Source organism: Verrucomicrobium sp. BvORR106, assembly GCF_000739655.1.
In the GTDB taxonomy this organism is placed as follows: Bacteria; Verrucomicrobiota; Verrucomicrobiia; order Verrucomicrobiales; family Verrucomicrobiaceae; genus Verrucomicrobium.
Genome location: NZ_BATR01000051.1, coordinates 90,905 through 113,389 on the forward strand (window position 1 = coordinate 90,905; position 22,485 = coordinate 113,389).

At 62.1% G+C, this 22,485-nt stretch carries 18 protein-coding genes; 2 read left to right on the forward strand and 16 right to left on the reverse strand.

Annotated features, from left to right (window positions below; genetic code table 11):
- Positions 1-5: 5 nt before the first annotated feature.
- From BV106_RS07930 to BV106_RS07980, 11 genes are all read right to left on the reverse strand, one after another.
- Positions 6-1,697, reverse strand: a complete 1,692-nt coding sequence (locus BV106_RS07930; RefSeq protein WP_038163013.1) for an ATPase, T2SS/T4P/T4SS family — start codon at positions 1,695-1,697, stop codon at positions 6-8.
- Entirely contained in the window at positions 1,694-2,317 is a 624-nt protein-coding gene (locus BV106_RS07935) for a hypothetical protein (protein WP_038163015.1), read from the reverse strand. Before BV106_RS07935 ends, BV106_RS07930 begins: the two co-directional genes overlap by 4 nt.
- Entirely contained in the window at positions 2,314-4,443 is a 2,130-nt protein-coding gene (locus BV106_RS07940; RefSeq protein WP_038163030.1) for a secretin N-terminal domain-containing protein, read from the reverse strand. Before BV106_RS07940 ends, BV106_RS07935 begins: the two co-directional genes overlap by 4 nt.
- Positions 4,440-5,060: a hypothetical protein gene (locus BV106_RS07945; RefSeq protein WP_265595437.1), complete on the reverse strand. Its 621-nt coding sequence runs from the start codon at positions 5,058-5,060 to the stop codon at positions 4,440-4,442. Before BV106_RS07945 ends, BV106_RS07940 begins: the two co-directional genes overlap by 4 nt.
- Positions 5,057-5,620 (reverse strand): hypothetical protein, encoded by a 564-nt coding sequence (locus BV106_RS07950; RefSeq protein ID WP_038163036.1) that lies wholly within the window; start codon positions 5,618-5,620, stop codon positions 5,057-5,059. Before BV106_RS07950 ends, BV106_RS07945 begins: the two co-directional genes overlap by 4 nt.
- A gap of 3 nt (positions 5,621-5,623) precedes the next feature.
- Positions 5,624-7,501, reverse strand: coding sequence for a hypothetical protein (locus tag BV106_RS07955; protein WP_038163039.1), 1,878 nt, complete (start codon positions 7,499-7,501; stop codon positions 5,624-5,626).
- A gap of 48 nt (positions 7,502-7,549) precedes the next feature.
- Positions 7,550-7,957 (reverse strand): type II secretion system protein, encoded by a 408-nt coding sequence (locus BV106_RS07960; protein WP_038163042.1) that lies wholly within the window; start codon positions 7,955-7,957, stop codon positions 7,550-7,552.
- 276 nt (positions 7,958-8,233) lie between these two features.
- Positions 8,234-8,722: a hypothetical protein gene (locus BV106_RS07965; RefSeq protein ID WP_038163045.1), complete on the reverse strand. Its 489-nt coding sequence runs from the start codon at positions 8,720-8,722 to the stop codon at positions 8,234-8,236.
- Between the two features lie 102 nt (positions 8,723-8,824).
- Positions 8,825-9,799 carry a D-2-hydroxyacid dehydrogenase gene (locus BV106_RS07970; protein ID WP_038163049.1) on the reverse strand — a complete coding sequence of 325 codons (975 nt, stop codon included), beginning with the start codon at positions 9,797-9,799 and terminating at the stop codon, positions 8,825-8,827.
- A 39-nt stretch (positions 9,800-9,838) separates the two neighbouring features.
- Entirely contained in the window at positions 9,839-10,543 is a 705-nt protein-coding gene (locus BV106_RS07975) for an LrgB family protein (RefSeq protein WP_265595438.1), read from the reverse strand.
- Complete coding sequence (locus BV106_RS07980; RefSeq protein WP_038163055.1) at positions 10,527-10,901, reverse strand: CidA/LrgA family protein; 375 nt, start codon at positions 10,899-10,901, stop codon at positions 10,527-10,529. The genes BV106_RS07975 and BV106_RS07980 overlap by 17 nt, the downstream gene beginning before the upstream one ends.
- 79 nt (positions 10,902-10,980) lie before the next feature.
- Here BV106_RS07980 and BV106_RS07985 point away from each other — a divergent pair, with 79 nt between their 5' ends.
- Positions 10,981-11,883, forward strand: a complete 903-nt coding sequence (locus BV106_RS07985) for a LysR family transcriptional regulator (protein ID WP_038163058.1) — start codon at positions 10,981-10,983, stop codon at positions 11,881-11,883.
- Between the two features lie 372 nt (positions 11,884-12,255).
- Here the strand turns inward: BV106_RS07985 and BV106_RS07990 are convergent, their stop codons facing one another.
- Together BV106_RS07990 and BV106_RS07995 are read right to left on the reverse strand one after the other, a co-directional pair.
- Complete coding sequence (locus BV106_RS07990; protein ID WP_038163061.1) at positions 12,256-14,448, reverse strand: sialate O-acetylesterase; 2,193 nt, start codon at positions 14,446-14,448, stop codon at positions 12,256-12,258.
- A gap of 107 nt (positions 14,449-14,555) precedes the next feature.
- Positions 14,556-15,842: a hypothetical protein gene (locus tag BV106_RS07995; RefSeq protein ID WP_038163070.1), complete on the reverse strand. Its 1,287-nt coding sequence runs from the start codon at positions 15,840-15,842 to the stop codon at positions 14,556-14,558.
- A gap of 154 nt (positions 15,843-15,996) precedes the next feature.
- Here BV106_RS07995 and BV106_RS08000 point away from each other — a divergent pair, with 154 nt between their 5' ends.
- Positions 15,997-20,202, forward strand: a complete 4,206-nt coding sequence (locus BV106_RS08000) for a PVC-type heme-binding CxxCH protein (protein WP_038163073.1) — start codon at positions 15,997-15,999, stop codon at positions 20,200-20,202.
- Between the two features lie 262 nt (positions 20,203-20,464).
- Here the strand turns inward: BV106_RS08000 and BV106_RS08005 are convergent, their stop codons facing one another.
- The 3 genes from BV106_RS08005 to BV106_RS08015 are packed head-to-tail and all read right to left on the reverse strand — an operon-like array spanning position 20,465 to position 22,331.
- Positions 20,465-21,094, reverse strand: a complete 630-nt coding sequence (locus BV106_RS08005; RefSeq protein ID WP_038163075.1) for a LysE family translocator — start codon at positions 21,092-21,094, stop codon at positions 20,465-20,467.
- A gap of 5 nt (positions 21,095-21,099) precedes the next feature.
- Positions 21,100-21,336, reverse strand: a complete 237-nt coding sequence (locus tag BV106_RS08010) for a hypothetical protein (protein ID WP_038163078.1) — start codon at positions 21,334-21,336, stop codon at positions 21,100-21,102.
- Entirely contained in the window at positions 21,333-22,331 is a 999-nt protein-coding gene (locus tag BV106_RS08015) for an MBL fold metallo-hydrolase (protein ID WP_051945390.1), read from the reverse strand. The genes BV106_RS08010 and BV106_RS08015 overlap by 4 nt, the downstream gene beginning before the upstream one ends.
- Positions 22,332-22,485 lie beyond the last annotated feature (154 nt).

Here is a 22,485-nt window from a genome sequence, read left to right on the forward strand (position 1 = left end):
GCTGGCTAGGATTCATAGGTGAGGTCCAGCACTTTGCGGAGGGCATCCATGTCCGTGCGCCCGGCTTCCAGCAGCTTGAGGCCGTTGTCCCGCAGGGAAGGAAGGTTGCTCTCTTTCCGGATGGCCTGCTCCAGCTCAAATGGCGTGATCTGGCCCTTCGCGAGGGCATCGCCGATGCGTGGACTGATGGGCAGGATCTCCAGAATGGCGGTGCGTCCGGCGTAGCCACGCCCCTTGCATTCCGGGCAGCCTTCTTTGCGGTGAGTGTAAACCGTGCGCTGGAGCCAGGCGGGATCCAGCTGGAAGAGCCGCACTTCGCGCTCGCTCAGGCCCGTCTGTTTTTCGCGGCAGGCCGGGCAGAGCAGCTTCACCAGGCGCTGGGCACAGGCGGCCTTCAGCGTCTGGGCAATCTTCCACCGCTCCATGCCGAGCTGCTCAAATCGCTCGATGATCTGGGAAGCACGTGGAGTGTGGATGGTGGTCAGCACTTTGTGACCGGTGATGGCGGCCTCGATGGCCAGCTCGGCGGACTCACGATCCCGGACTTCCCCCATGAGGATGATGTCCGGGTCCGAGCGCATGAAGCTGGTGATCATGGGCTTGAACTCCGAGGAGTCGCGCAGATCGCAATGGGTCACGCCGGGGATCTCGTCTTCCACCGGGTTTTCCAGAGTGAGGATGTTGTCCTCAGGCCGGTTGAGCTCCCGCAGCATGGCGTTGAGCGTGGTTGATTTCCCGGAACCCGTCGGCCCCGACATCACGATGATGCCGGTGGGCACGGCCATCGCTTTCTCCAGCTCGAAGAGGGTCTCTTCGTCAAAGGCCAGCGTGCCCATGCCCAGCCGGGCTTCCAGATGGGTCTTGTCCAGCAGCCGCATCGTCACGTGGTAGCCGCGGTAGGTGCGGTGGCGCTCATAGCGCACCCCGACGGCGCGGCCATAGTACGTGGCGGTGAACCGGCCGGAAATGCCCGGGCGTTTGTTGCGCTCCTCCGGCGGCAGACGCATGAGGTTCAGCAGGAAGGCATCGATACGGTCACGAAGTTTGACCGGCATCTCCACTTTGGAGCCGAGGTCACCATCGATACGGTAGCTGTAGGCGATGGAGGTCTTTTCCGTTTTGATGTGAATGTCCGAGGCGTGCAGCTTGATTGCATCCGACACCATGCTGGCCACGAGTTGGGCGATCGGCTCGTCATACTGCCGGGTCACGTCAAAGTCGGGGATCTCCAGGCTGAACTCGTCCACCTCGAGAGCTTCCAGGTCAGCGCGGCTCGGGCCGGAGCTCGCGGCAGTGCCCTCAATCACCGTGGACACCTCGGAGGCGAGGGTTACGACCTTCAGAATTTCCTCGTCCGGAAAGCGGGTGGCGCAGTAGTCATCCGCGCGGTAGTCCCAGGGATTGGCGACGGCGAGAAGGATCTGCTCGTTGCTGCGGCGCAGCGGAACAAAAAGGCCGCGCGAAAGGGCGGAGGGATCACAGTAGCCTACCAGTTCAGAGTCAGCGAGGTCGCGCACCTGAGGGAAGGCTGGCAGGCCGGAGGCCTTGCCCACCGCGCCCAGAATTCGTACCTTCGAGCTCTTGCGCACGATGGCCTCGTCCGAGAGAAACTCGTCTTGCGAGTTGTTCTCCCGGAGCTGTTCCACGATCAGCGACCGGATGGTGTCGTTGAATTCGACTCCGAGGTTGAGGTTCATGAGGCGAAGTGGCGTTGGACCAGGCCTTCCCAGAGGGGAAGATCGACGATGAAGGAAAAGATGAAGGGCGCGTCGGCCTGTCCGCCGGCGGTCATCTCATGGCGGATCCAGTCCGCAGCGACCACGGCGGACATGGGGTTCAAGGAAGCAATGTGCACGATGCTGGTCTCACCCGCGAGGACGGAGGGGCAGCCGAGCAGGGAGCAGGCGATCCGGAGGGCGGGGCTGTGCTCATAGAGGGACTTGGGGCGCCCCGGCAGCGGACCCACGCTCCAGTAGTGCACGTGTTCGTGCAGGCGGTGGCGCAGCACCTTCTGCATGCGGGCCACTTCGCCCTCGGCGGTCAGCTCGTGAATCTTTGACTGGGTGCGCGCGGCGAAGGCCAGGAAATCGGTGATGGTCGGGGAGTCTTGAGCGCTGCCGGAACTGAGATGAGCCCGATAGCTGGCCAGGAGTTCCCGGGCCTCGTCGTCCGTCATATAGCCGCCCTGTTGGAGGTGGCTGGCGGTGCAGGAGGCGATCTTTTCCAGAGCACCCATGCCCGCGCTCAGCTGCCTGGAGGCCTCTTGGGGGAGGAAGGCCAGGCCACTGATGTTGGCAGTGATCCTTGCAGGGTTCATGGCCGGTGGGAGGAACTTGTGATGGGGCGCCGTTCTTCGCGGGAGAAAATGCGTTTCAGCCAGGGCTGGGACTGCGGGGCTCCCTGGGGTTGCGGGGAGATGTCACCTCCCTCGCTGGGAAGGGAGGAGGAGGGGCCGGCTGGGGACTTCCCGGACGGTCCGCCGCCCATGGGCACGAGCCAGGCGGGCTCCAGCCGCTGGCTCATCTGTTCCAGCTGGTGCCGCTCCATGCCGGAGTATGCCCGGACTTCCTCGTTCACGCGCTGGATGCTTTGCACGTTGCCGGCATCATACGCATTCGGCGTGATGATGAACACCAGGCTGACCTTCTCCATGGTTTTTTCCTTGTACCGGAAAAGGTGTTTGAGGACGGGCACGTTGCCCAGCACCGGCACCTTGTTCTTGTTGTTGCTATTGCTGTAGTCGTAGAATCCGCCGAGAATGAGCGACTGCCCCGCGGGAATGCGGCTGATGGCATCGGCCGTGGATTCACTGACGCGGGGGTAGACGTTGCCGTTGTTGCCCTGAACCAGTTCCACGATCTTCGCCACACGAGGGCGCAGTTTCATGCGGACGGTCCCATCCGGGAGCATGGTGGGAGTCACCGTGAGGGTGACGCCGATCTCGCGGCTCTTGTCCGGCTCCTCCATGGCATCCGGGTCGTCCTTGTCCACCTTGTAGCGAACCTCGTCCGTAATCGTCTGTCCGGCGTCGGTCTGGGAGACGTTGGTGGTAACGATGGGGAAGCGGTCCACGATGGAGATGATGCCCTGCTCATTGTCCTCCGTGATGATGGTGGGGCAGGACTCCTGGGAGACGATGCCGTTCTGCTCCAGGGCATGCACAATGGCCTGCACCTGCATCGCGTCGAAGACCAGGCCGGGGCCGTCCTGATAGGTGCTGTTGTGTTCCGAGCTGCTGGAGGTCGTTTTGAATCCCTGGGACGTGCTCGTGTTGTCAAAGTTCGATGCCCCGGGAACTCCGACCACCCCCGCTGCGGTGGTGATGTTTTCAAAGGAGTTGGTCACCTCCCGGGCCACGCTGCTGGCTTTGGCCAGGGTGCTGGTGTCCGGCAGGTTGAACATGGCGTTCAGGCTCTGCTCGGCGGAGATGGTGATGCCGTCTCCCAGGGAGGTTCTCCAGTCCACCCCCAGCTTTTTGCCCCGCGTGTTGGTCACGCGCAGCACGCGCACATTCACGGCGATCTGCTGCTTGGGCCGGTCGAGCTTTTCCAGGAGCTCCCGCACGCGCCGGAGCTTCACGGTGTTGTCTGTGATGAGGAGGGTGTTGGTCTTTTCCTCGAACTCGATCTGCCCCACATTCTTCGTGAGCAGGGGGCGCATGATGGACTTGAGCTTTTCAAAGTCCTGCTGGTCGGTTCCGCCTGATCCAGAGGCGTCGCCGCCGGCACTGGCACCGCTGCGGCTCAGTGGGGAGCCGCGCAGGTACTTGAGCTGGTAGCTCATGATTTCCACAGGCAGCCTGGCGAGCTGCATCTCGTTCATCATATAGGCCGTGGAGCCCTGCTGGTAGAGGCTCAGCCCGTAGGCCACGGCGATCTCCTCCATCTGCCGGAGCGGGTTGTCCAGCTCCAGATGACCGGTGAGGATGAACTGTGGCCCGTTGATCTCCGTGTTGTAGAAGTATTGCAGCCTGGCCTTGCGGGCGAGGTACTGGAAGACCTCATTGAGGGGGGCATTGTCCACCCAGTACCCGGTGGCGTCCATGGACGGAAGCGAGGAAATACCTGCCGCGGAGGGGCTGGACACCTGGGGGAGCGGAGTGGCGATTTCCGGATGCGGAAGGGGCTGGGCGTCAAGAACCGCGGGGGCTGGATCCACCGCGACTTCTGGTGCGGGGTTCGCCGTCGGAGCCGCGAGCACGGCCGCGGGAATGTCCAGCACGGGGGCGGGTGATGCCGCTGGGGCCGGCACCGCTGGAGGAACGGCTGCCGCAGCGGGAGTGACCGCTGGAGCAGGGGCAGTTGCGGCCGCAGGGGCAGGAGCGGGCGCGGGGATCTGCGGGGCGGCCGGGGCTGCGGCGGGCTTGAGATGCAACGGATCACCCAGAAGCAGGACCGGACCTGCCAGGGATGCAAGGGTGATGATGGCCTTCCAGACGGTCATGGATTCGAGGGGCTCGGGGGTTCGAGAGGGGCTAGATGGGGTTCCAGGCGGGAGGTGGTCGCCTGCATCGGTTCCAGCCGGAGGTTGCGGACCATGGAGTGGGGCATCAGGCCGGTTTCGGCCCTGTCGATGTCCCGGAAGACCACGGCGGTGGCCCCCACTTCCACCACCAGGGCGCGGAAGATTTCCCCGCGGAAGGAGAGTTCGATGACATCACCTTCGAACACGCTGCGCGCGCCGATGATGAACTCCTTGGTGTCCAGATTGACGGCGTTGAGCTTCAACGTCTGCAATGCCTGGTTCAAGGTAAGTTTGGGGGTTGGCCGGGCGGGGTCCTCCTCCACGATGAGGGGCAGGGTGTCTTCCCGGGGAAAGGTCGGCACGCCAAAGGGGTCCACGTTCCTCACGCGGGAGCCAAGGCGCTGGGCAAGGACCTCCACGTCGCCAGCCTTGGGCAGGCTGGGGGCCTTGGGCAGCCAGAGGGCGGTGTCGATGCCGAAGAAGAGGGGCTTGGCTTTCTCTGCGGGCTTCGAGGCAGGAGCCTTCGGGGCGGGGGCACCCAGGGTGGTGACCGCCGTGGTAAGGGCCGCTGCGGTGATGGAGCGAAAGAACTTCACGGGCGGGCCTCCCCTGCCTTCCAGCACGCGTGGGTGGTATCGATCACAAGGTAGTCGGGCCGCTTCATGAGCAGGTCGGACTTCCGCGTGATCTTGAGTTCCTCGAGCATGGCTTGGGGCATCAAGCTTTCGACCTGAAGGAGGGATTCCTGCATGGGGCCGATGCCACCCTGATAGCTGGCCTTCACCCGGATGACGTCGCACTTCACGCTTTTCGCGACCTTGCCGCGGTCCTGCGGGAAGATGAGGCTGCTCCGTTCCAGCTCAATGTCCTTGTACCGCGGCAGAGCGGTGTCGAGGATCTTGGTGTAGAGCTGGCCGGGATCCGCTCCGAGCATCTTCTTCTGGTCTTCAAATGCTTTGCGGCGCGGGGCGATCCGTGCTTCCAGCACCTTCATGCCGGCGATGCGCTTGGTCTCTTCATCGTAGCGCATCTCCTTTTCCGCCCGGACGGAGGTGAGCTTGGCCGTGCCGGCCGCGACACCAGCCAGCAGGACGCAATTGAAGATGGCCGGGGTGACCAGACCGAAGCGGATGATGGGCTTGGTGTAGGCGCTCATGGTCTAGAACGGTTTGGCGACCGGCACAGCGAGGGGGTCCTTTTCCGAGAGGGTCTGGACGATGGTGGCCTCGAAGGTGTAGGAGAAGGAGAGCGAAGGATCGCGGGCCACATCAGCAGCGCTGGCGGCGGCGGTGTAACGGGCATTCCGGTTCTGCGTGAGGGTGATCCGGAACTGACGCTCGGCGCTGGGGGCGAAGCTGGTGTCTTGCGTGACCTCGGCGAGGCTGGCGAAGAAGGCGGTGAGTCCGCGCTGGCTGTTCAGGTTGTTGAGCAAGTCCAGCCCCTTGGCCTTGGCCAACCCCTTGAAGGTCCATTCCCGCTCCAGGCCGACCGCATCCTTCGTGGCGGCCGCGCCGCCTTGCTGCGGGCCCGATGGCGTGGCGCTGTTTAATGAGTAACTGAAGGACTCCAGCCTCACCCCGGATTCCTCCGGGAAGAGCTGCAGGAGGAGCTCCACATTCGTCCAACCCTTGGAGCGGGGCAGGAGCAGGCGCTCCGTCACATTGATCTGCCTCTCCTCGGTGATCAGCTTGGCGTGATTGGCCTCGGTGAGCTTCACCTGCTCCGGCGTCAGGTGCCAGGAGGGGTGGTTCATCGCGGCGAACAGCGAGAAGGTGGTGTACCCTCCGAGGCCGATGAGAAGAAACCCGAGGATGTAAACAAACCAGGTGGAAAGCTTCAGCAGGCGGAGGTCCGCGAGGGAAGGGTAGAGGGCGTCCAGCTTTGCGGTGTGAAAGAAATTCTGCGAAGCCCAGCCGTCCCAGAGGTTCTTGAACGTCTCGGTCTTGGACAGCGGCGATTGACCGCTGGTCACGGCTTGCACCATCTTGGGGTCGTAAAGCAGAAATTCCGGCCGATGGCCGGGGAGTGACTCCGTGGCGGGCAAGCTGCCCAGCTCCACCTTCCGGCAGTCGAGCTTCTGCCGTGAAAGGGAGTAGATTTCCAGATCCCGCATTCCTTCCTCAAGCGAGGTGGGGTTCGATGAAGCAATGATGATCTTGGGAGGAACGGGGCCGGACTCACCGGAGGCGACCAGCTCGGCGCCCACGGCGATGTTCCAAAGGAGGTCGCCGAAGCTGGCGGGCACCGTGTTGTTGCCGCGATGGGAAAGGCTTCGGGCGGATCGCAGCTCACCTGATGGGCTGAGCGCGAAAACGGCGGTGAACTTCAAGTAAGGCAGCACGATCAGGCAGCCACCGGAAAGCTCAGGCAGAGCCACGGCCATGGCGGCAAACGCTTCGGCTGGGGCGCTGGTGACAGAGACGCGCACCGGGAGGCGCAGTTGCTCACCGCTTTCTACCAGCCGGTTGAGAAAGGATTCACGCTGCCGGGGCAGGGCCATGGCTGCGGATCGCTGCTGGCCTACAGCCGCACCCCAAAAGGGGAGGAGTCTCCAGGTAGTGGTATCCACTGAAACTTCCCGGTCCGCGAGCGTTTCCCTGGGAGAGTCCACCAGGTTGTACCGGATCAGTCCGAATTCGTCGGCAGAGTCCCCCGCGGAATCCGTGAAGGGGGCCACTTCTGCAAGGGAGAAGTCATCGGCCACATGGAGGATCACCCCCAGTGCCTTGGGGCGTGTCCCAAAGTACTCAGCCGAGAGCAGGTTCCCGAGCATTTCGGGCATGTTCTCGGCGGTGGTCAGGCTGGCCAGCGGCAGGGATGGTCCCTGGCGCCAGCGTCCTTCAGAACGGGAGAAGGTGGCGGAACACACCTCCCTCCCCCCGTCGAACCAGAGATGCCACTGAAAGGCAATCTCCCCAGGCTCTTTGTACCAGTTGCTGTCGGATGCCCGGCTCGTCTTGGACGCCACCATCCGAGCCTGGCGATAGACATCGGCAGGCTTGAGATCATAGGGGTCCGAGATGGTAGTGGCAGCCACGACAAATGGGGTGGAGAGCTCTGGGAGAGACTTCCAAGAGGCGGCTTTTTACCAGTCGGCGATAGTGCCAGCGACCAAGGCGTGGGTGGGAGGGCCCACCACGGCGCAGGTCGCGAAGGCCGAACCGATTGCGGGAACGGTACCGGTCACCGTCGGAAGGGAGCCGTCGCTGGGGCAAGGAGGAAGGGCCTCCATGTAGCTTCCTGGAGCAGCGGCCGGCACCGCGTCACCCACGGCCAGGTTGTTGTAGTTGGCGTAGGAACGCACTGCCTTCTGGATCGTGGCGAGCTGCATTCTGCACTTGGCCTGATCAGCTCCTTTGCGGTAGGCACCGAGACCGAGGAAAACCACGGCGATGAGGCCCAGCAGAAGGGCGATAACCAAGCTAACTTCAATCAGAGTGAAGCCAGCAGCGCGATTGAAACGACGGGTATTGTGGAGTTGATGGATTTTCATGGCGTTAGATTATTTGCAGCACGCCATAAATTATTTAGAAATTATAAAAAAAGCAATTTATCCGTGCTGCTTACAGATGTTCCAACTGCATGAAATAAATTCGCTTGACGCTCCAGCCCTTATATTTCTAGGAAGAAATTTATATGCCGATGGTGGCATGATTAACAATTTTCTAGCCAGCGGTGGACAAAAATTGTCCAATTTTCGCCACGAAACCATGCAATTTCGGGCAAAAAAGGGCCCTTTTATGACGGATTTTTCCGGATTTCGTGGAAATTACAGATCCGACGGGAGTCCCACTCCTTCGAGCTCCTTGTTGGTCACGGACATCAACTTCCAGTCGGAAGGCTTCCATCCCTCCTTTTTCCAGGTGAAGACCCAGGGCTCCTGGATCTGGTTGACCTTCGTCATGACCATCTGGCTGGCACCCATGCCATTTCCTTCCATCCGCGCATGACCGCGGACCTTGACGATGGTGTCATTGGCGGAAACGTCCGTATCCTCCCACTTGATCTCCAGGATAAGAAAGCCTGCCATGAGATCACGGGCGAGATCCAGAGCTTCAGCGGGGCGGTTCCCCCATTGATCCTCATAGTTTTGGGAGAGGAAGGTGCCCGCGGTCTTCCAGTCGCGTTTGGAGGCGACCTTGAAGAGTTCCAGATGGCGGGCCTTGGCCTGCTTTTCAGCGGATTGCAGATAGGGCCAAGCCAGCCAGCCCAGGACGAGGACAGCAACAACGACGGCGAGACGAATAATCAGACGCATAGGTTTTTTTATTGGGGTTTGGGGTACCCCATTTCAACACGATCCCTGCCTGCATGGCAAAACCAATCGCAGGCCAGGGAGGGAATGCGTCATCTCAAAGGGCTACATCACCCTGTTGTTCAAGGGTTTGTCAGCAAGGTAGCGCTCCAGGTTGTCCAGGAAGTGCCGGAACACCGTATGCAGCTCATCCTGATGCCCTCCGGCGATGTGCGGGGTGATGAAGCAGTTGGGCGACTCCCGGAGTGGGTGACCCTCGGGAAGCGGTTCGGGGTCGGTCACATCCAGCCAGGCCGCGGCGGGTTTGCCGGATTGCAGGGCCTTGGCGAGGGCGTCCTGGTTCACGGTCGTGCCACGCCCGATGTTGTAGAAGATGGCCCCCGCCTTCATCGCCGCGAAGTGGGCGGTGCCGAAGAGTTCGCGGGACTCGGCGTTTTCCGGCAGGATGTTGATGACGTGATCGGCCGCGGGCAGCTCCGACAGCAGAGCCTCGGGAGGGATGACGCGAATGCCTTCGTCACCTCGGGCACTACGCCGCATGGCGGTGATGGTCATGTCGAAAGGGACCAGCATCTTTACGAGCTTGGCGGCGATGGCTCCGTACCCCGCAATGAGCACAGATTGCCCCTGGAGGCTGCGGCAGCCGTGGCGCAGCTCCATCCACTCAGCCCGGCCATTGGGGAAGTGGGAGCCCAGAGATTGCGGAAGGAGACGGGCCTGGGCCAGCATGAACGCGAACACATGCTCCGCACAGGCCTGATCGTAGACGCTGGAGCTGTTCGTCACTGCCAGGCCCCGGGCCTGTGCCGCCGCGCGGAATTCAGGGGTGTCATAGCGGGTGAATCCTGCCGAGCTGACCTGGAGCCAGGACGCCTTGGGAGAGGCCAGAACGCCTTCCGTGCGTGGTTGTCCCAGGATGATGTCAGCCTCAGCCATGAGGGGATCGACCGGGGCCTCTGCCAGGACTGAGGCACCAGGCTGGGTTGGGAGGAGAAGCTGGTGCGGTTTGAGTTGCTCTTGGAACCAGGCCAGCACGTCCGCTGGGGCATTTATGTCGGTGAAGATCTTGAGGGGAGTCATCAGGCTAAAGAAGGTGCAGTGAAACCAATACGATTGCGATCAAGCGATACGGGGGAAGATTGCCAGGAGCACGGTGACTCCCACCACATTGAGCAGCCCCGCCATGATCATGATCACCCCGGCCACCGCCCCTTCTTCGCGGCCCAGTTCGTAGGCCTTGGCCGTGCCCGCGCCATGGGCACCCATGCCGAGCATGGCCCCGCGGGCAAAGGCCGTGCGCAGGGGCAGCCAGGAGATGAGCGCCTCACCCATCGCCGCGCCGAACAGCCCGGTTACGGCCACCAGGCACGCGGTGAGCTCTGGCATGCCGCCGATCTCGCGGGAAACCGCCTGGGCAAAGGGGGTGGTCACCGAGTGGGGGAGGAGGCTGGCCTGCCATTCCGGAGAGAAGTTGAGAACCTTGGCCAGGAGCCAGGCGCTACCGAGTGCCAACAGGCTACCGAAAACCACCCCAACTGCCAGGGTGCCCCAGTGCTTGCGGATCAACTGCCGGTGCTCATGCACCACCACGGCAAAGGCCACGGTCGCGGGGCCGAGCAGGCTGCCCAGCCACCAGGTGCTGCGCAGGTACTCGCCATAAGGGATCCCAGTGAGCAGCAAGATGGCTCCGCAGCCCACCCAGGCGATCACCATGGGGGAGGTCCACCAGCGGGGAAGACGCTGGTAGAGCTGACGCCCACCCGCGTAGAGCCCCAGCGTCACCCCGGCCCAGAGGCCCGGAGAGAGGTCAATTTCCATCGGCATGACGCAACCTCCATCTCAAGCTGGCCTCCACCACAAGGGCGGTTCCGATCATTACCGTCAGCGTGCCCGCGATGGTCGCGAATACCAGTTTCAGGCCGTCGAAGCTCACCAGTTCCTTGTACTTCACCACGGCGAGCATGGCAGGGACGAAGAACAGTGAGAGGTGCTTCAGCATGCCCGTGGAGCCGTGTTGCACCCAGGAAACGGGAATCCAGCGGAAGAGCAGGCAGATCAGGAGGGCAAAGAAACCCAGGACGCTGCCTGGCACCGGAAGGTGCAGTGCCTTGGCGACCATCTCGCCAGCCAGCCAGAAGGCCACGAGGACCAGACATTGCAGGAAGACGAGGGATTGGCGCATCGCGGATCATCCTTCAACTCCGTGAATAGATGAAATGAATCCATGGAATACTTTGGATTCCAGTTTAGAATATGAGGCGATGGAATCACGAGCTTTGGCCGTCTTTGCAGAAGTGGTGCGGAAGAAGAGTTTCTCTGCAGCGGGCAAGGTCTTGGGGCTGACCCAGCCCACCATCAGCAAGGCGGTGCAGCAACTGGAGCACGATTGCGGGTGTCTCCTCTTCGACCGCCAGGGGAAGAAGTTCAGCCTGACCGCCGCGGGCGAAGTGGTGTACCAGCGCGCCCAAGTCATCCTCAAGGAACACGAACGCTTGCGGGACGAGCTGGCGGGGATTCATGGACTGGAGCGGGGGCACCTTCGGTTGGGGCTGCCCTCTTTGGGCAGCAGCTTGTTGTTTGCACCTCATGTGGCCAGCTTCCGACGGCAGCATCCGGGGATCGAGATTGAGCTCCACGAGCAGGGCAGCCTGCATCTCCAGGAGCGCGTGCGTGCCGGGGAGATTGAGGTGGGGGTGTCCTTGGGGCCGGTGCCAGAGGAGTTCGACTGGCAACCGGTGAGTGATGAGCCCCTGGTGGCGCTCTTGCCGGCCGGGCATCCGCTGGAGTGCGAGCCCAGCTTGGAACTGGCGGATCTGAAGGACACGCCGTTTGTCCTTTTCGAGCCCGGCTTTTCCCTGAATGCGGTGATCCTCGATGCCTGCCGTCAGCGGGGCTTTGCTCCCGTGGAAGCGGCCCGGAGCGGGCACGTGGACTTCATTATCGCCCTGGTGGCGGCGGGACTGGGCGTGGCACTGCTCCCGAGATTGATCGTGGATTCTAGGGAACAACGCGTCTGCGCCGTGGTGCCGCTGCGTGATGAGGATTTGCGCTGGCGTCTGGGCCTGATCTGGAGACGGGGCGGGGACCTTTCGCCGGCGGCAAGACGGTGGCTGGAGGTGGTTCGAGAAGACTCCAGACTGCCAGACGCCAGACATCAGACCTGAGCTGGCGCACCAGAGCCAGTGCGTCAGGGCGTCAGTGGGCAGTGCGTCAAGGTGTTGGGGCCGAAGCTGTATGGAGTCCAGGCTTCAGCCTGCGCGAATCTTCGAAGACGTCCAACGAAGCGGTCAGTAAAGGGAGTGAGGGGCATTCCTGTCCCGGTTCGAGGCAAGCGTCCCATGATGCCGCTCTTGGCCTGGCGGTTCGGAGCACCTGCTTCACAGGGCCGTGCGCTGGGACGTGCCACCGGTCCGGGTCTGGAAAGTCCCTGCCTCCTTTTGGTGATTTCTTTCTGCCTCGTCAGGAGACGCGCGACTGAACGGGGATGGAATCCCCTGCTCCTTTCTTGTGGTCGCGCGCCTCCTAGTCGGGTCAGGTTATTTCATCTTCACCAGCACGCGCAGGCGTTTGTAGAGATAGCTCGAGGCGTTCTGGGTGAAGGTCCAGTCCTTGGTCTGGCCGGGGCTGGGGCCGATGCCGATGTCGGCCTGGGGGCCGGTGACCCAGTGGTTGATGGCGATCAGCGTGGTCTTGGCGTCGTGGTGGTTTACCTGCATGGAACCGTAGCCGTCGGCCAGTTCGCTGATCTGGTCGCCGGTGTCATATTCGGTGTCGGATGCACCGGGCACAGCGGCGGTGTTGGCGGGGCCGTAGTTGTCGGGCCAGAACTCGAGGTTCAAGGCATCACCTGCCGGGCCGTTGGGGATGCCGGGAACGTTGCTCAGGATGACGGCGTTTTTCACCGGGATCTGGAACTTGGCACCGGAGGCGGAGGTGGGCACGCCCAGCTTCTTCAGTTCATTGGTGAAGCCGTCCACGGAGACAAAGCAATACTTGGCAGGGCTGGAGGGCTCCTTGAGTTCGAGGAGCCATGCCACCTTCTCCACGGTGCCCTTCAGGGTGTCGGCGTTGTTGACCTCGTAGGCGGGGGTGTTGCTGAGCTTGGACAGGTCCAGGTCATAGAGCACCTGGTAGCCGGCGGTTTCGGGGAGCTTCTTCGTCAGCAGATCAAACACGGATACCTTGCCGCCCTGGAAGGGGTAGGCAGGCCAGCCGGCCCCGTTCACGAGGTTGGGTTCAGCGAGCTTGTTCCAGCCAAAGCGGACTGCGGTCGGCTTGGGCACGCCGGGGGCAGTGAGCACCACGGCATTGCCTTCAACGGTCGCCTGGGCCTTCACGTAGCCCGTGTCCTCGCCAATGACCTCGAACCAGTCGAGCGGCTGGCCATTGCGGGACTTGAGTCCGCCATCGGCGTGGTCAAAGGTCACCCGCAGGCGGCCTTCTTCAGGCTGCACAGATTTAACGATGGGGCCGGAGGCAACCACGTCCTTCTTGCCATACGTGTGCTTGAGCGCCTGTTGGGCCAGACGGCGTCCCACCTCCTGTTTGTTCTTGGGATGGATGTCGTTCAGCTCGGCTATGTCTGTGGTGGGCACGATGCCGGTGTTGGGGATGGAGAGGGCCGCGTACTGGGCCTCCCAGAAGGAAGCCAGGACCTCTGGCGGTTCCTGGCCATACTGAAACGGGGCAATCTGCACATAGTAGAAGGGAAAGTCCCCTTGGCCCCAGGCCTTGCGCCAGCCGCCGACGAGGGCCTTCATTTTCTCGGTGTAGAGCGTACCTTCGCCGTGGTTGGATTCACCCTGGTACCAGATGGCTCCCCGAATGGGGAACCCCACATACGGGTGCACCATCGCATTGTAGAGTGTGGTGGGATCGCCATGGGTGGCGAAGGGAGTCAGCTCGCCAGGGAAGGCCGGGCTGGGGGAGACGCCGTTGCCCGAATCCAAGGCGGCGGGGACGGTCTTGCTCCAGGCTTCAATGTCTGCCACGTGCTTCAAGACGCGTTCCCGGTACTGGGGATTCCCGGGTTGTTTGAGTTTCACCAGGGTGGCGATGTCGCGGAGCCGCTCCAGACCTTCGAAGCCGGCGGCCGGAACCCAGGGTTCAATCCGGGTGCCTCCCCAGGAGGCGTTGATCAATCCCACCGGCACCTTCAGGTGCTTCTGCAACTCGCGGGCCATGAAATAACCGGCGGCGGTGAACCCACCCACTGTGGAGGGGCTGGCGGTCTGCCAGGAGCCGTTGAAATCATCTTGCGGCACCGGCTTGGGCACCAGCGGCACTTTGATGTGGCGGATGGTGGGATCATTGGCCGAGGCGATTTCCTGCGCGCTGTTCAGGCTGTTCTGCACCACCCACTCCATGTTGGACTGGCCGGAGCAGAGCCACACCTCACCCACCAGGATGTCGCGCACGGCGACGGTGTTGGACGCGGTCACGGTCAGTTCCAAGGGGGCGCCGCCGGCAGCCTGGGCGGGAAGTTCCACGCGCCACTTGCCGTCCTTGCCCGCTGTGGTTTCCACAGGAGCGTTTTGACCCAGTTTGACCGAGATCTTTTCGCCCGGGTCCGCCCAGCCCCAGACCGGGATCTTCACGTCCCGCTGGAGCACCATGTGATCAGTGAAGATATGCGGCAGCTTGACGGCGGCCGGGGCGAGGGTGGGCAGGAGGCCCGCCAGCGCCAGCAGCGCCAGGGATCCGCGTTGAGAGAGGGAGGGTGAGAGCATGGTGACGAGATGACAGTGATCGGGCGTGAGGTCCCAGAATCGCCGACCATACAGAAAACCATGGCCGAACAGTACAAAAATCCTCGGGACTGAAACGAAGGTGCGGATCAGAGAAGTCCTTCCCGGCGGGCCTTCCAATACATGGCGATGTGATAGACGATCCCGCAGCTGGACATGTGGGCGTAGTCAGACTGAACCAGGAACTTCCGCATCCACTCCTGCTGGGTGGCGGGGATTTTGGGATCGTTCACCATCATCGGTACCAGTGCGGACTCGCCTGCCTCGCGGATGTTGTGCCAGACCTTGCGGTACTCGCCCCACTGGGGGTTCATGTAACCCTTCTGGTTCTTCCATTCGGGGACGTGACGCCAGTCGGGGCCGACCATGGTTAGCATCTCCGGGCTCATCTGGGCGAGGCGTGCACCCGTTTCGGCGGTCCGCTTCATAGCGATATCACCCACATGCGCCATGGTCTCGCGGATTCGGGCTTTGAGGGCGGCATCGGTCTCCAGGTGATAGAGCACCTCCAGGGAGCACTGCATCTGGAGCATGGCGTACGCGGGTTTCTTCTCGTCGGGGTGGGCGGACTGCTCCACGGCGGGTGCCACGTAGCGACGGTACTGTTCGAGGTACGCTTTGTTGCCGGTAACATCCCAGGCCACGGCATAGATCATGGGCAGCCGGGCGGCCTCATGCGCCTGCACCTCCCACATCTTGCAGATGCCCAGCCCGCAGGGTTGATCGTCGGCGCGCAGGAAGTCGTAGCCATTTTCCGGAGTGATGTTCTTGATCATCCGGTTGGCGATGGCGGTCATGAGGCTGCGGATCTCCACCTTGGTCGGCTCGTCACAGAGCGGGCTGTGGTAGTAGCGCCAGAGGCCATGGGCACAGTGGGTGACCTGGTCGCGGGAGGAGTTGATGTACACGCCGCCGAGGTAGTTCGGACTGATGCCGCGGGCGACGAAGCCTTCTTTGCCATGCACGGTGAGGCAGGCCTTTAGCCCGTTGAAAACGCGCCGCGCATCGGACTTCAATGGATCTTCCCGGGTGACCTCATAGCGGTCGCTCAGCACGCTGAGCATGGCCCCCGCCAGGATCATGCAGTCCTCCATGCCCGTGCTGTAGCCGCAGGGGTTGGGGTACTGGCGCTTCACTTCATCTTCAGTCGGGAGGTGTGCGAGCTCCTTGCCGGGTTCATAGCTGCTCAGGTAGTCGTAGAAAAGTTCGGTCTTCGTGTTGAAAAACCGCTGCCATGCGATGTTCCAGGCCTTGTCAGCTTGCGGGGCAAGCTCGGTGGGGGATTCCTTCCCAGGCTCCACGCCTGAAAGCGACGTCGTAGAAAGGGTAACCAGGGTTAGGACAGAGGTGAGCAGAGACGAGAGAGGGCGTGGCATAAGCGAGAAGGGACCAAACGGCCGCTGGGAGAGATTTTTGACCCAAACCCGCCCCGCGGCCGGGGAGGAGCAGGAAAAAATCCTTGTTTTTGATGTCTCAACCCAGTCAGCATCCGCCATTGCTCCACCCAAGCCGCCCTAACTTAATTCTTCCATGATCCGAAAACTCATCCCCTTCACCGTTTTCGTCGCTCTGGCGGCGACTGCGGTCGCCCAGGAGACATTGCACTTCCCCGCCAAATCCGGCGCGGGAGCGGGCAATGGCAAACGTGTCGTCCTTGTCTCGGGAGACGAAGAATACCGCACGGAGGAGAGCTTCCCCATGCTGGCGAAGATCCTCAGTCAGAAGCACGGCTTTGATTGCACGGTACTTTTCGCGATCAACCCTGAGGGCGGGTACATTGACCCCAACTTCCAGAAAAACATCCCGGGCACGGCGGCTCTGGACAAGGCGGATCTGCTGATCATCGGCACCCGGTTCCGCCAATTGCCGGACAACCAACTTGCACCCTTTGCTGCGTATCTGAATGCGGGCAAGCCGGTGATTGGCTTCCGCACCGCCACGCACGCCTTCACGGGTGGAGCCACCACCGGGGACTTCAAGTGGGCGGAGTTCGGTCTCAAGGTTCTGGGTGAAAAATGGGTGAATCACCACGGGGCCCATGGCAAGCAGGGCACCAAGTCGGTGGTGGAGCAGGCCAATGCCTCCAACGAGGCGCTGCGAGGCGTGGGGGAAATCTTTGCGCCTACGGACGTGTACGGCATTGCCAATCTGGACCAGAAAGTAGCCACCATCCTCCTGCGTGGAGCGGTGACGGAGTCGCTCGATCCCGCCTCGAAAGCGATCGAAGGCCCCAAGAACAATCCCCTGATGCCGCTGGCCTGGTTGCGGGAGTACACCGCCCCCAACGGCACGGCCAAAGGGCGCGCCTTCTGCACGACCTTGGGAGCCTCCTCGGACTTCGTGGACGAAGATCTCCGCCGCCTCGCGGTCAACGTATCTTATGCCTTGCTGGGTCTTAAGGTGCCGGACAAGGCGGATGTCGCCTATGTGGATGGCTTTGAGCCGACCTTCTACGGCAACAACAGCAGCGAATACTACAAGACGCTGAACCGGAAGCCGGGTGACTACGCTCTGGGTAAGAGTCCGGCGACTGGCAAAGGCGCGGCCAAACCGGCAGCGAAACCCGCAACCAATCCTGCTCCTGAAAAGAAGGATGAAGTTCCTCCGCATGCGTTCAATGCCGAACCTGCCACGGCCACGGCCAAGCGCAGTCAGGCGGTCGCAGCCCCCGCGAAAGACGAGCGCATTGTGCTCGTGGGCAACGGTCTGGCCGAGCGCGACGTGTACTATGGTCGCATCGAAACGGAGTTGAGCCTCCGCTACCCGGACAAAGAATTGTTTTACCGCAACATGGGCCATGTGGGTGACACCCCCGGATTCCGTCCTCATCCTGCCCGTGTTTCCCAGTGGGCTTTCCCCGGCGCGGACAAGTTCCATCCCGACAAAAAGGTGCACAATGGCAAGGGGTTCTTCCCCACGCCTGACCAGTGGCTGACGCATCTGAAGGCCGACACCATCGTCGGGTTCTTCGGCTACAACGAGTCCTTCGACGGCGCGAGCAAGGTGGGCAACTTTGAAGCAGAACTCGATGCCTGGGTGGTGCACACTCTGAGCAAAGCCTACAACGGCAAGGAAGCGCCACGTGTGGTGCTGGTTTCCCCGATCGCTTATGAAGACCAGAGTGCCAAGCGCGATCTGCCAGACGGGCATTCAGAGAACGCCAACCTCCTCCTCTACGCCTCCGCGATTGAGAAGGTGGCCAAGAAGCACGGGCTGACTTACATCGACCTTTTCACCCCCACCAAGGAAATCTACGCCAAGGGCGGCACGGCCTTCACCACCGGCGGATTCATCCCCACCAGCGAAGGTTACAAGACCATCGCCGAGTTGCTGGCCACCGGCTTGTACGGGCACCAGTCCCGCGTGTCCAAGGCGGATCCTGAGAAGGTTCACGCGGCAGTGCTGCAGAAGGAGTGGTTCTGGAACACGGACTACAACATCCTCAACGGCGTGCATACGCATGGCCAGCGCTACAACCCCTATGGGCCGCAGAACTATCCGGACGAGGTGAAGAAGTCCCGGGAGATGACCGCGCTGCGCGACCAGCTCATCCACGATCTGGCCAGCGGTCGGAAGACCGAGCTCGCGGTGGATGACTCCAAGACCCACGTGCTGCCTCCGGTTCCCACCAATTACCAGCCGAGTGTCAAGAACGGCAGTGAGAAGTACCTCTACGGCGATGAAGCTCTCAAGACGCTGTCCGTGCCGGAAGGCTACAAGGTGGAGCTCTTCGCCAGTGAGAAGGAGTTCCCCAATCTCGCCAACCCCATGCAGCTCTCCTTTGACGACAAGGGACGTCTCTGGGTGGCCGTGATGCCGACCTATCCGCACTATCGTCCGGGTGATGCGCTGCCGAACGACAAGCTCCTCATCTATGAGGACACCAACGGCGACGGCAAGGCGGACAAGGAAACGGTCTTCGCCGACCACCTTCACCTGCCCATTGGGTTCGAGTTCGCACCAGAAGGCGTCTATGTTTCCCAGGAGCCCAACCTCGTCCTGCTGCGCGACACCAACGGCGACGACAAGGCCGACAGCTCCGAGATCATTCTGGGCGGGTTTGATTCTCATGACACCCACCACGCGATCAGCGCCTACACGGCGGATCCCAGCGGGGCCTTCATCCTCTGTGAAGGGGTGTTCCTGCATTCCAACATTGAGACGCCCTATGGTCCGGTGCGATGTGTGGACGGCGGCTTCCTCCGCTACAGCCCGCAGCGCGGTCATCTGGAGCGCACGGCGCAGCTTTCCATCCCCAACCCCTGGGGCGTGGTGTTCGACAAGTGGGGTCAGGATTTCTTCCTGCACACCTCGGGTCCGAGCATGAACTGGATGTTGCCCGTCTCGGTGAAGCCGACCTTCGGCAGCAAGACGCCCTCGACTCCCGACCTGATCCCCAAAGGTCAGGCGGTGCGTCCCACCACCGGTCTGGAGATTGTTTCCTCACGCCACTTCCCGGATGAAGTGCAGGGCGATCTCATCCTCTGCAACGCCATCGGCTTCCTCGGCATCAAGCAGCACCAGATCCAGGACCAGGGCACCGGCTGGAAGACGGACTTCCGTCATGACCTGCTGAAGAGCACGGACGGCAACTTCCGCCCGGCGGACCTGGAGTTCGCTCCGGACGGTTCTCTGTATGTGCTGGACTGGCACAACGTCCTCATCGGCCACATGCAGCACAATGCGCGTGACCCGCTCCGCGACCACGTGCACGGCCGCATCTACCGCATCACCTACCCCTCCCGTCCGCTGGTCAAGCCGGCGCAAGTGGCCGGAGCCTCGGTGGAGACCCTGCTGAACAACCTCAAGGAGCCCGAGCTGCGCACGCGCTATCGTTCCCGTCGCGCCCTGCGCAACTATCCGAACAGTGAAGTGCTGCCAGCGGTGAAGACCTGGGTGGCAGCGCTGGACAAGAACGACGCGCAGTATGAGCACAACGTGCTGGAAGCCCTCTGGGTGACCTGGGGCATGAACGACGCGGATGAAACCCTGCTGCGCCAGATGCTCAATGCCAAGGACTTCCACGCCCGCGCAGGCGCGGTGCGGGTTCTGAGGTATAACACTCATCGCGTGGCGGATCATGTGGCTCTGCTGGAAAAGGCGGCGGCTGATGTACATGGTCGCGTACGGCTGGAAGCCATCGTCGCGGCCTCCTGGCTGCCTAATGCGGCCGCGGCCAAGAAGATCGTGGAAATCGGCTCCAAGCAGCCGCTGGATGAGTGGAGCAAGAACGCCGCAAAAACGGCGGCCGACCGGCTTGCCGGGGTGGCGGAAGTGGCCGCTCCGGACCATCCGGTGATCGCGGCTCCGGCCTACCTCTCGCCCGAAGCGAAGAAGCAGTTCATGCTGGGCCAGGAAGTTTATTTCCGTGAAGGCCACTGCACCACCTGCCACCAGCCCCACGGCGGTGGTCTGGATCCTGCCTTCCCCTCGCTTCAGAAGAGCCCCTGGGTCACAGGCGATCAGGACCGCCTGATCAAGCTGGTGCTCTACGGGCTGATCGGACCGATTGAAGTGGATGGCAAGCAGTACAACGGCCAGGTGCCCATGACCCCCTTCGGCGGCATGCTGAAGGACGAGGAAGTGGCGGCAGTCGTCACGTTCGTGCGCAACCATTTCGGCAACAAGGCCGAGCCGGTGACCACGAAGGACGTGAAGGCCATCCGCGATGCCAATCCGGGACGCTTGATGTTCTACACGGTTGAGGAGCTGCTGAAGCAGCATCCGATGAAATAACATCGGCCTGAGTTTGATTCACGCAGCCCGCTTCGCCATCGTCAGGTGGTTGAAGCGGGTTGTTTGTTTGTTGGGGGCTTGTGATTCACTGGGAATCAAAGATGCCAGCAGTGTTATGGGCGAGTTCTTGATGTTGCTTGAGGCATGCTGATGGGATTGGCTGGCGCAATTCCGCCAACGTGGGATCTGTAGGCTCGTCCTCTTCGAGAAGAACTTCGATTGAGTTCTGACCGGGCCAGGACCGGTTGCTCGTCCGCCCCGCTTACTTGCTGGTCGCCAGCCTCAAACCGAGCAACACGAACAAGGCGCCCGCCGTGCGATTCAGCCAGGTGCCGAAGCCGGGGCGCTCGCGCAAATGCCGTCCGAGGGAGGCGGCGAAAAGGGCGAGGAAAAAACACCAGATCGTACCCGTGGTCACGAAGGTGAGACCCAGCAGGATGAAGGCAGCGAAGGGGTTGCCGCTGTCCTTTGCGATAAACTGGGGGACAAAGGCGAGGAAGAAGAGCGCCACCTTGGGGTTGAGCACGTTGGTGAGCAGCCCCTGTCGGTAAACCTTCCCAAACGAGGCCGGCGCCTGTGCGTTCGAAACAAGAGCGTTGTCCTGCTTGGGAGAAAGCAGCATGCGGATGCCCAGCCAGATGAGATAAGCCGCGCCCGCGAACTTGATGACCGTGAAGGCCGTGGCTGAAGCCGCCACTACGGCAGACAGCCCAAGAGCTGCCGCCAGACTATGAACCAGAGCTCCACTGGAAATGCCCAGCACCGATGCCATGCCCGCAGATCGGCCCTGTGCCATGCTGCGACCCAGGATGTAGAACGTGTCCTGCCCCGGGGTCAGATTGAGCAGAATGCAGGTGCCCACATAGAGGCCAAAGTCGTGGATGCCGTACATGGGTTTTAGGAGAGACGTTCCTCTAGTTCATCAATGGTCAACCATTGCGCTGATTCCGAATCGGCAATCTTCGCTCGCACAGCTAAGACCTCTTCGTGCCAAGCTGGTGAAACGCGGTTGGACGCTTCTTGATCCGGTGATCCGCCGAGTTGCTCAATCGTGGCCATCTCTGCCATCCGTTTAGACGCCGACATGATCGAATACTGTGCGAAGGTCTCGCGGAGATCAAGCGGGCGGTTCAACCCGCCGCTCGCATGGAGGACCAGAGGCCGAGCTGTTCCATAACCTGATAGCCCGAGTCTTCTTCCTCACGCACTTGCACGGGTGGTGAAGGGATGGGGACGGGTGTCGGAGCGGGGGCTGGGCTCAGCGCTTGCTCCAGTGCCTCCACCGCCGGAGCGACTTCTGGGGACGGAACGACAACGGTTGCGGCCAGGGCCGCATTGGCCCGGCGGGCGACTTCCAGCCAGGGAAGGGGTTCATGGCGGTTCGCGCAATGCACCTGGGCAGAGGTGACCCCGGCGGAGTGGAGTGCGGCCGTGATCTTTTGTTTCGCCACGTTGGGGCAGTTGCAGTCTTCGCTGAGGTGACCCAGGATGACGTGCTGGAGATGCTCGTGCGCGAGGTGTTGCACGAGCTCGGCGGCCTGCTCGTTGGAGAGGTGGCCATGCCGGCCGCTGATGCGTTGTTTCGTGGCCCAGGGGCGCTTGGTATCGGCCTCCAGGAGCGGGCCATCGTAGTTGGCCTCCATGAAGAGGGTGTGCACGCCCTTCAGCCGGTCGCGGATGAGATTGGTGATGAAGCCCACGTCGCTAAGCACTCCCAGGCGGGAATCTTCATCCTGAATGAGGAAGCCCACCGGATCCACGGCATCATGAGGAACCGGGAAGCACTCAATGCGGAGATCTTGAAACTGAAAGGCCGCGCCGGTTTGCATGAGCCGCCAGCGGGGCTTGGCTTTCTCAAAGCCGCTCATGAGGGTTTCCTGGGTCAGCGGAGTGCAGAAAAGAGGCACCTCGTGCTTCCGGCAGAGGACCTCAAGACCGGCGGTGTGGTCGCCATGTTCGTGAGTCAGCAGGATGCCGTCGAGCTGGCCGACGCTCAATCCCACCTGCTCCAGCCGCTGCGTGATGCGCCGTGCGCTCAGTCCGGCATCCACGAGCAGGCAGGTGCGCTCTGTGCGAATCACCGCACAATTGCCTGAACTGCCGCTGCCGAGCACCGTGAGGGAAAGCATGGCCGAGCTTAGCGGGAGATGGCCGTGGTGAAAAGCAGAAATGCCCGCCAAGGAACCCCAAGGGCGGCCACGAATCAGACCGCCCAAACTCCTTCGGAGTAAATTCAATACTCGCACCGACCCAACGTAGACTCGCTGGAAGCTCGCCAACGTT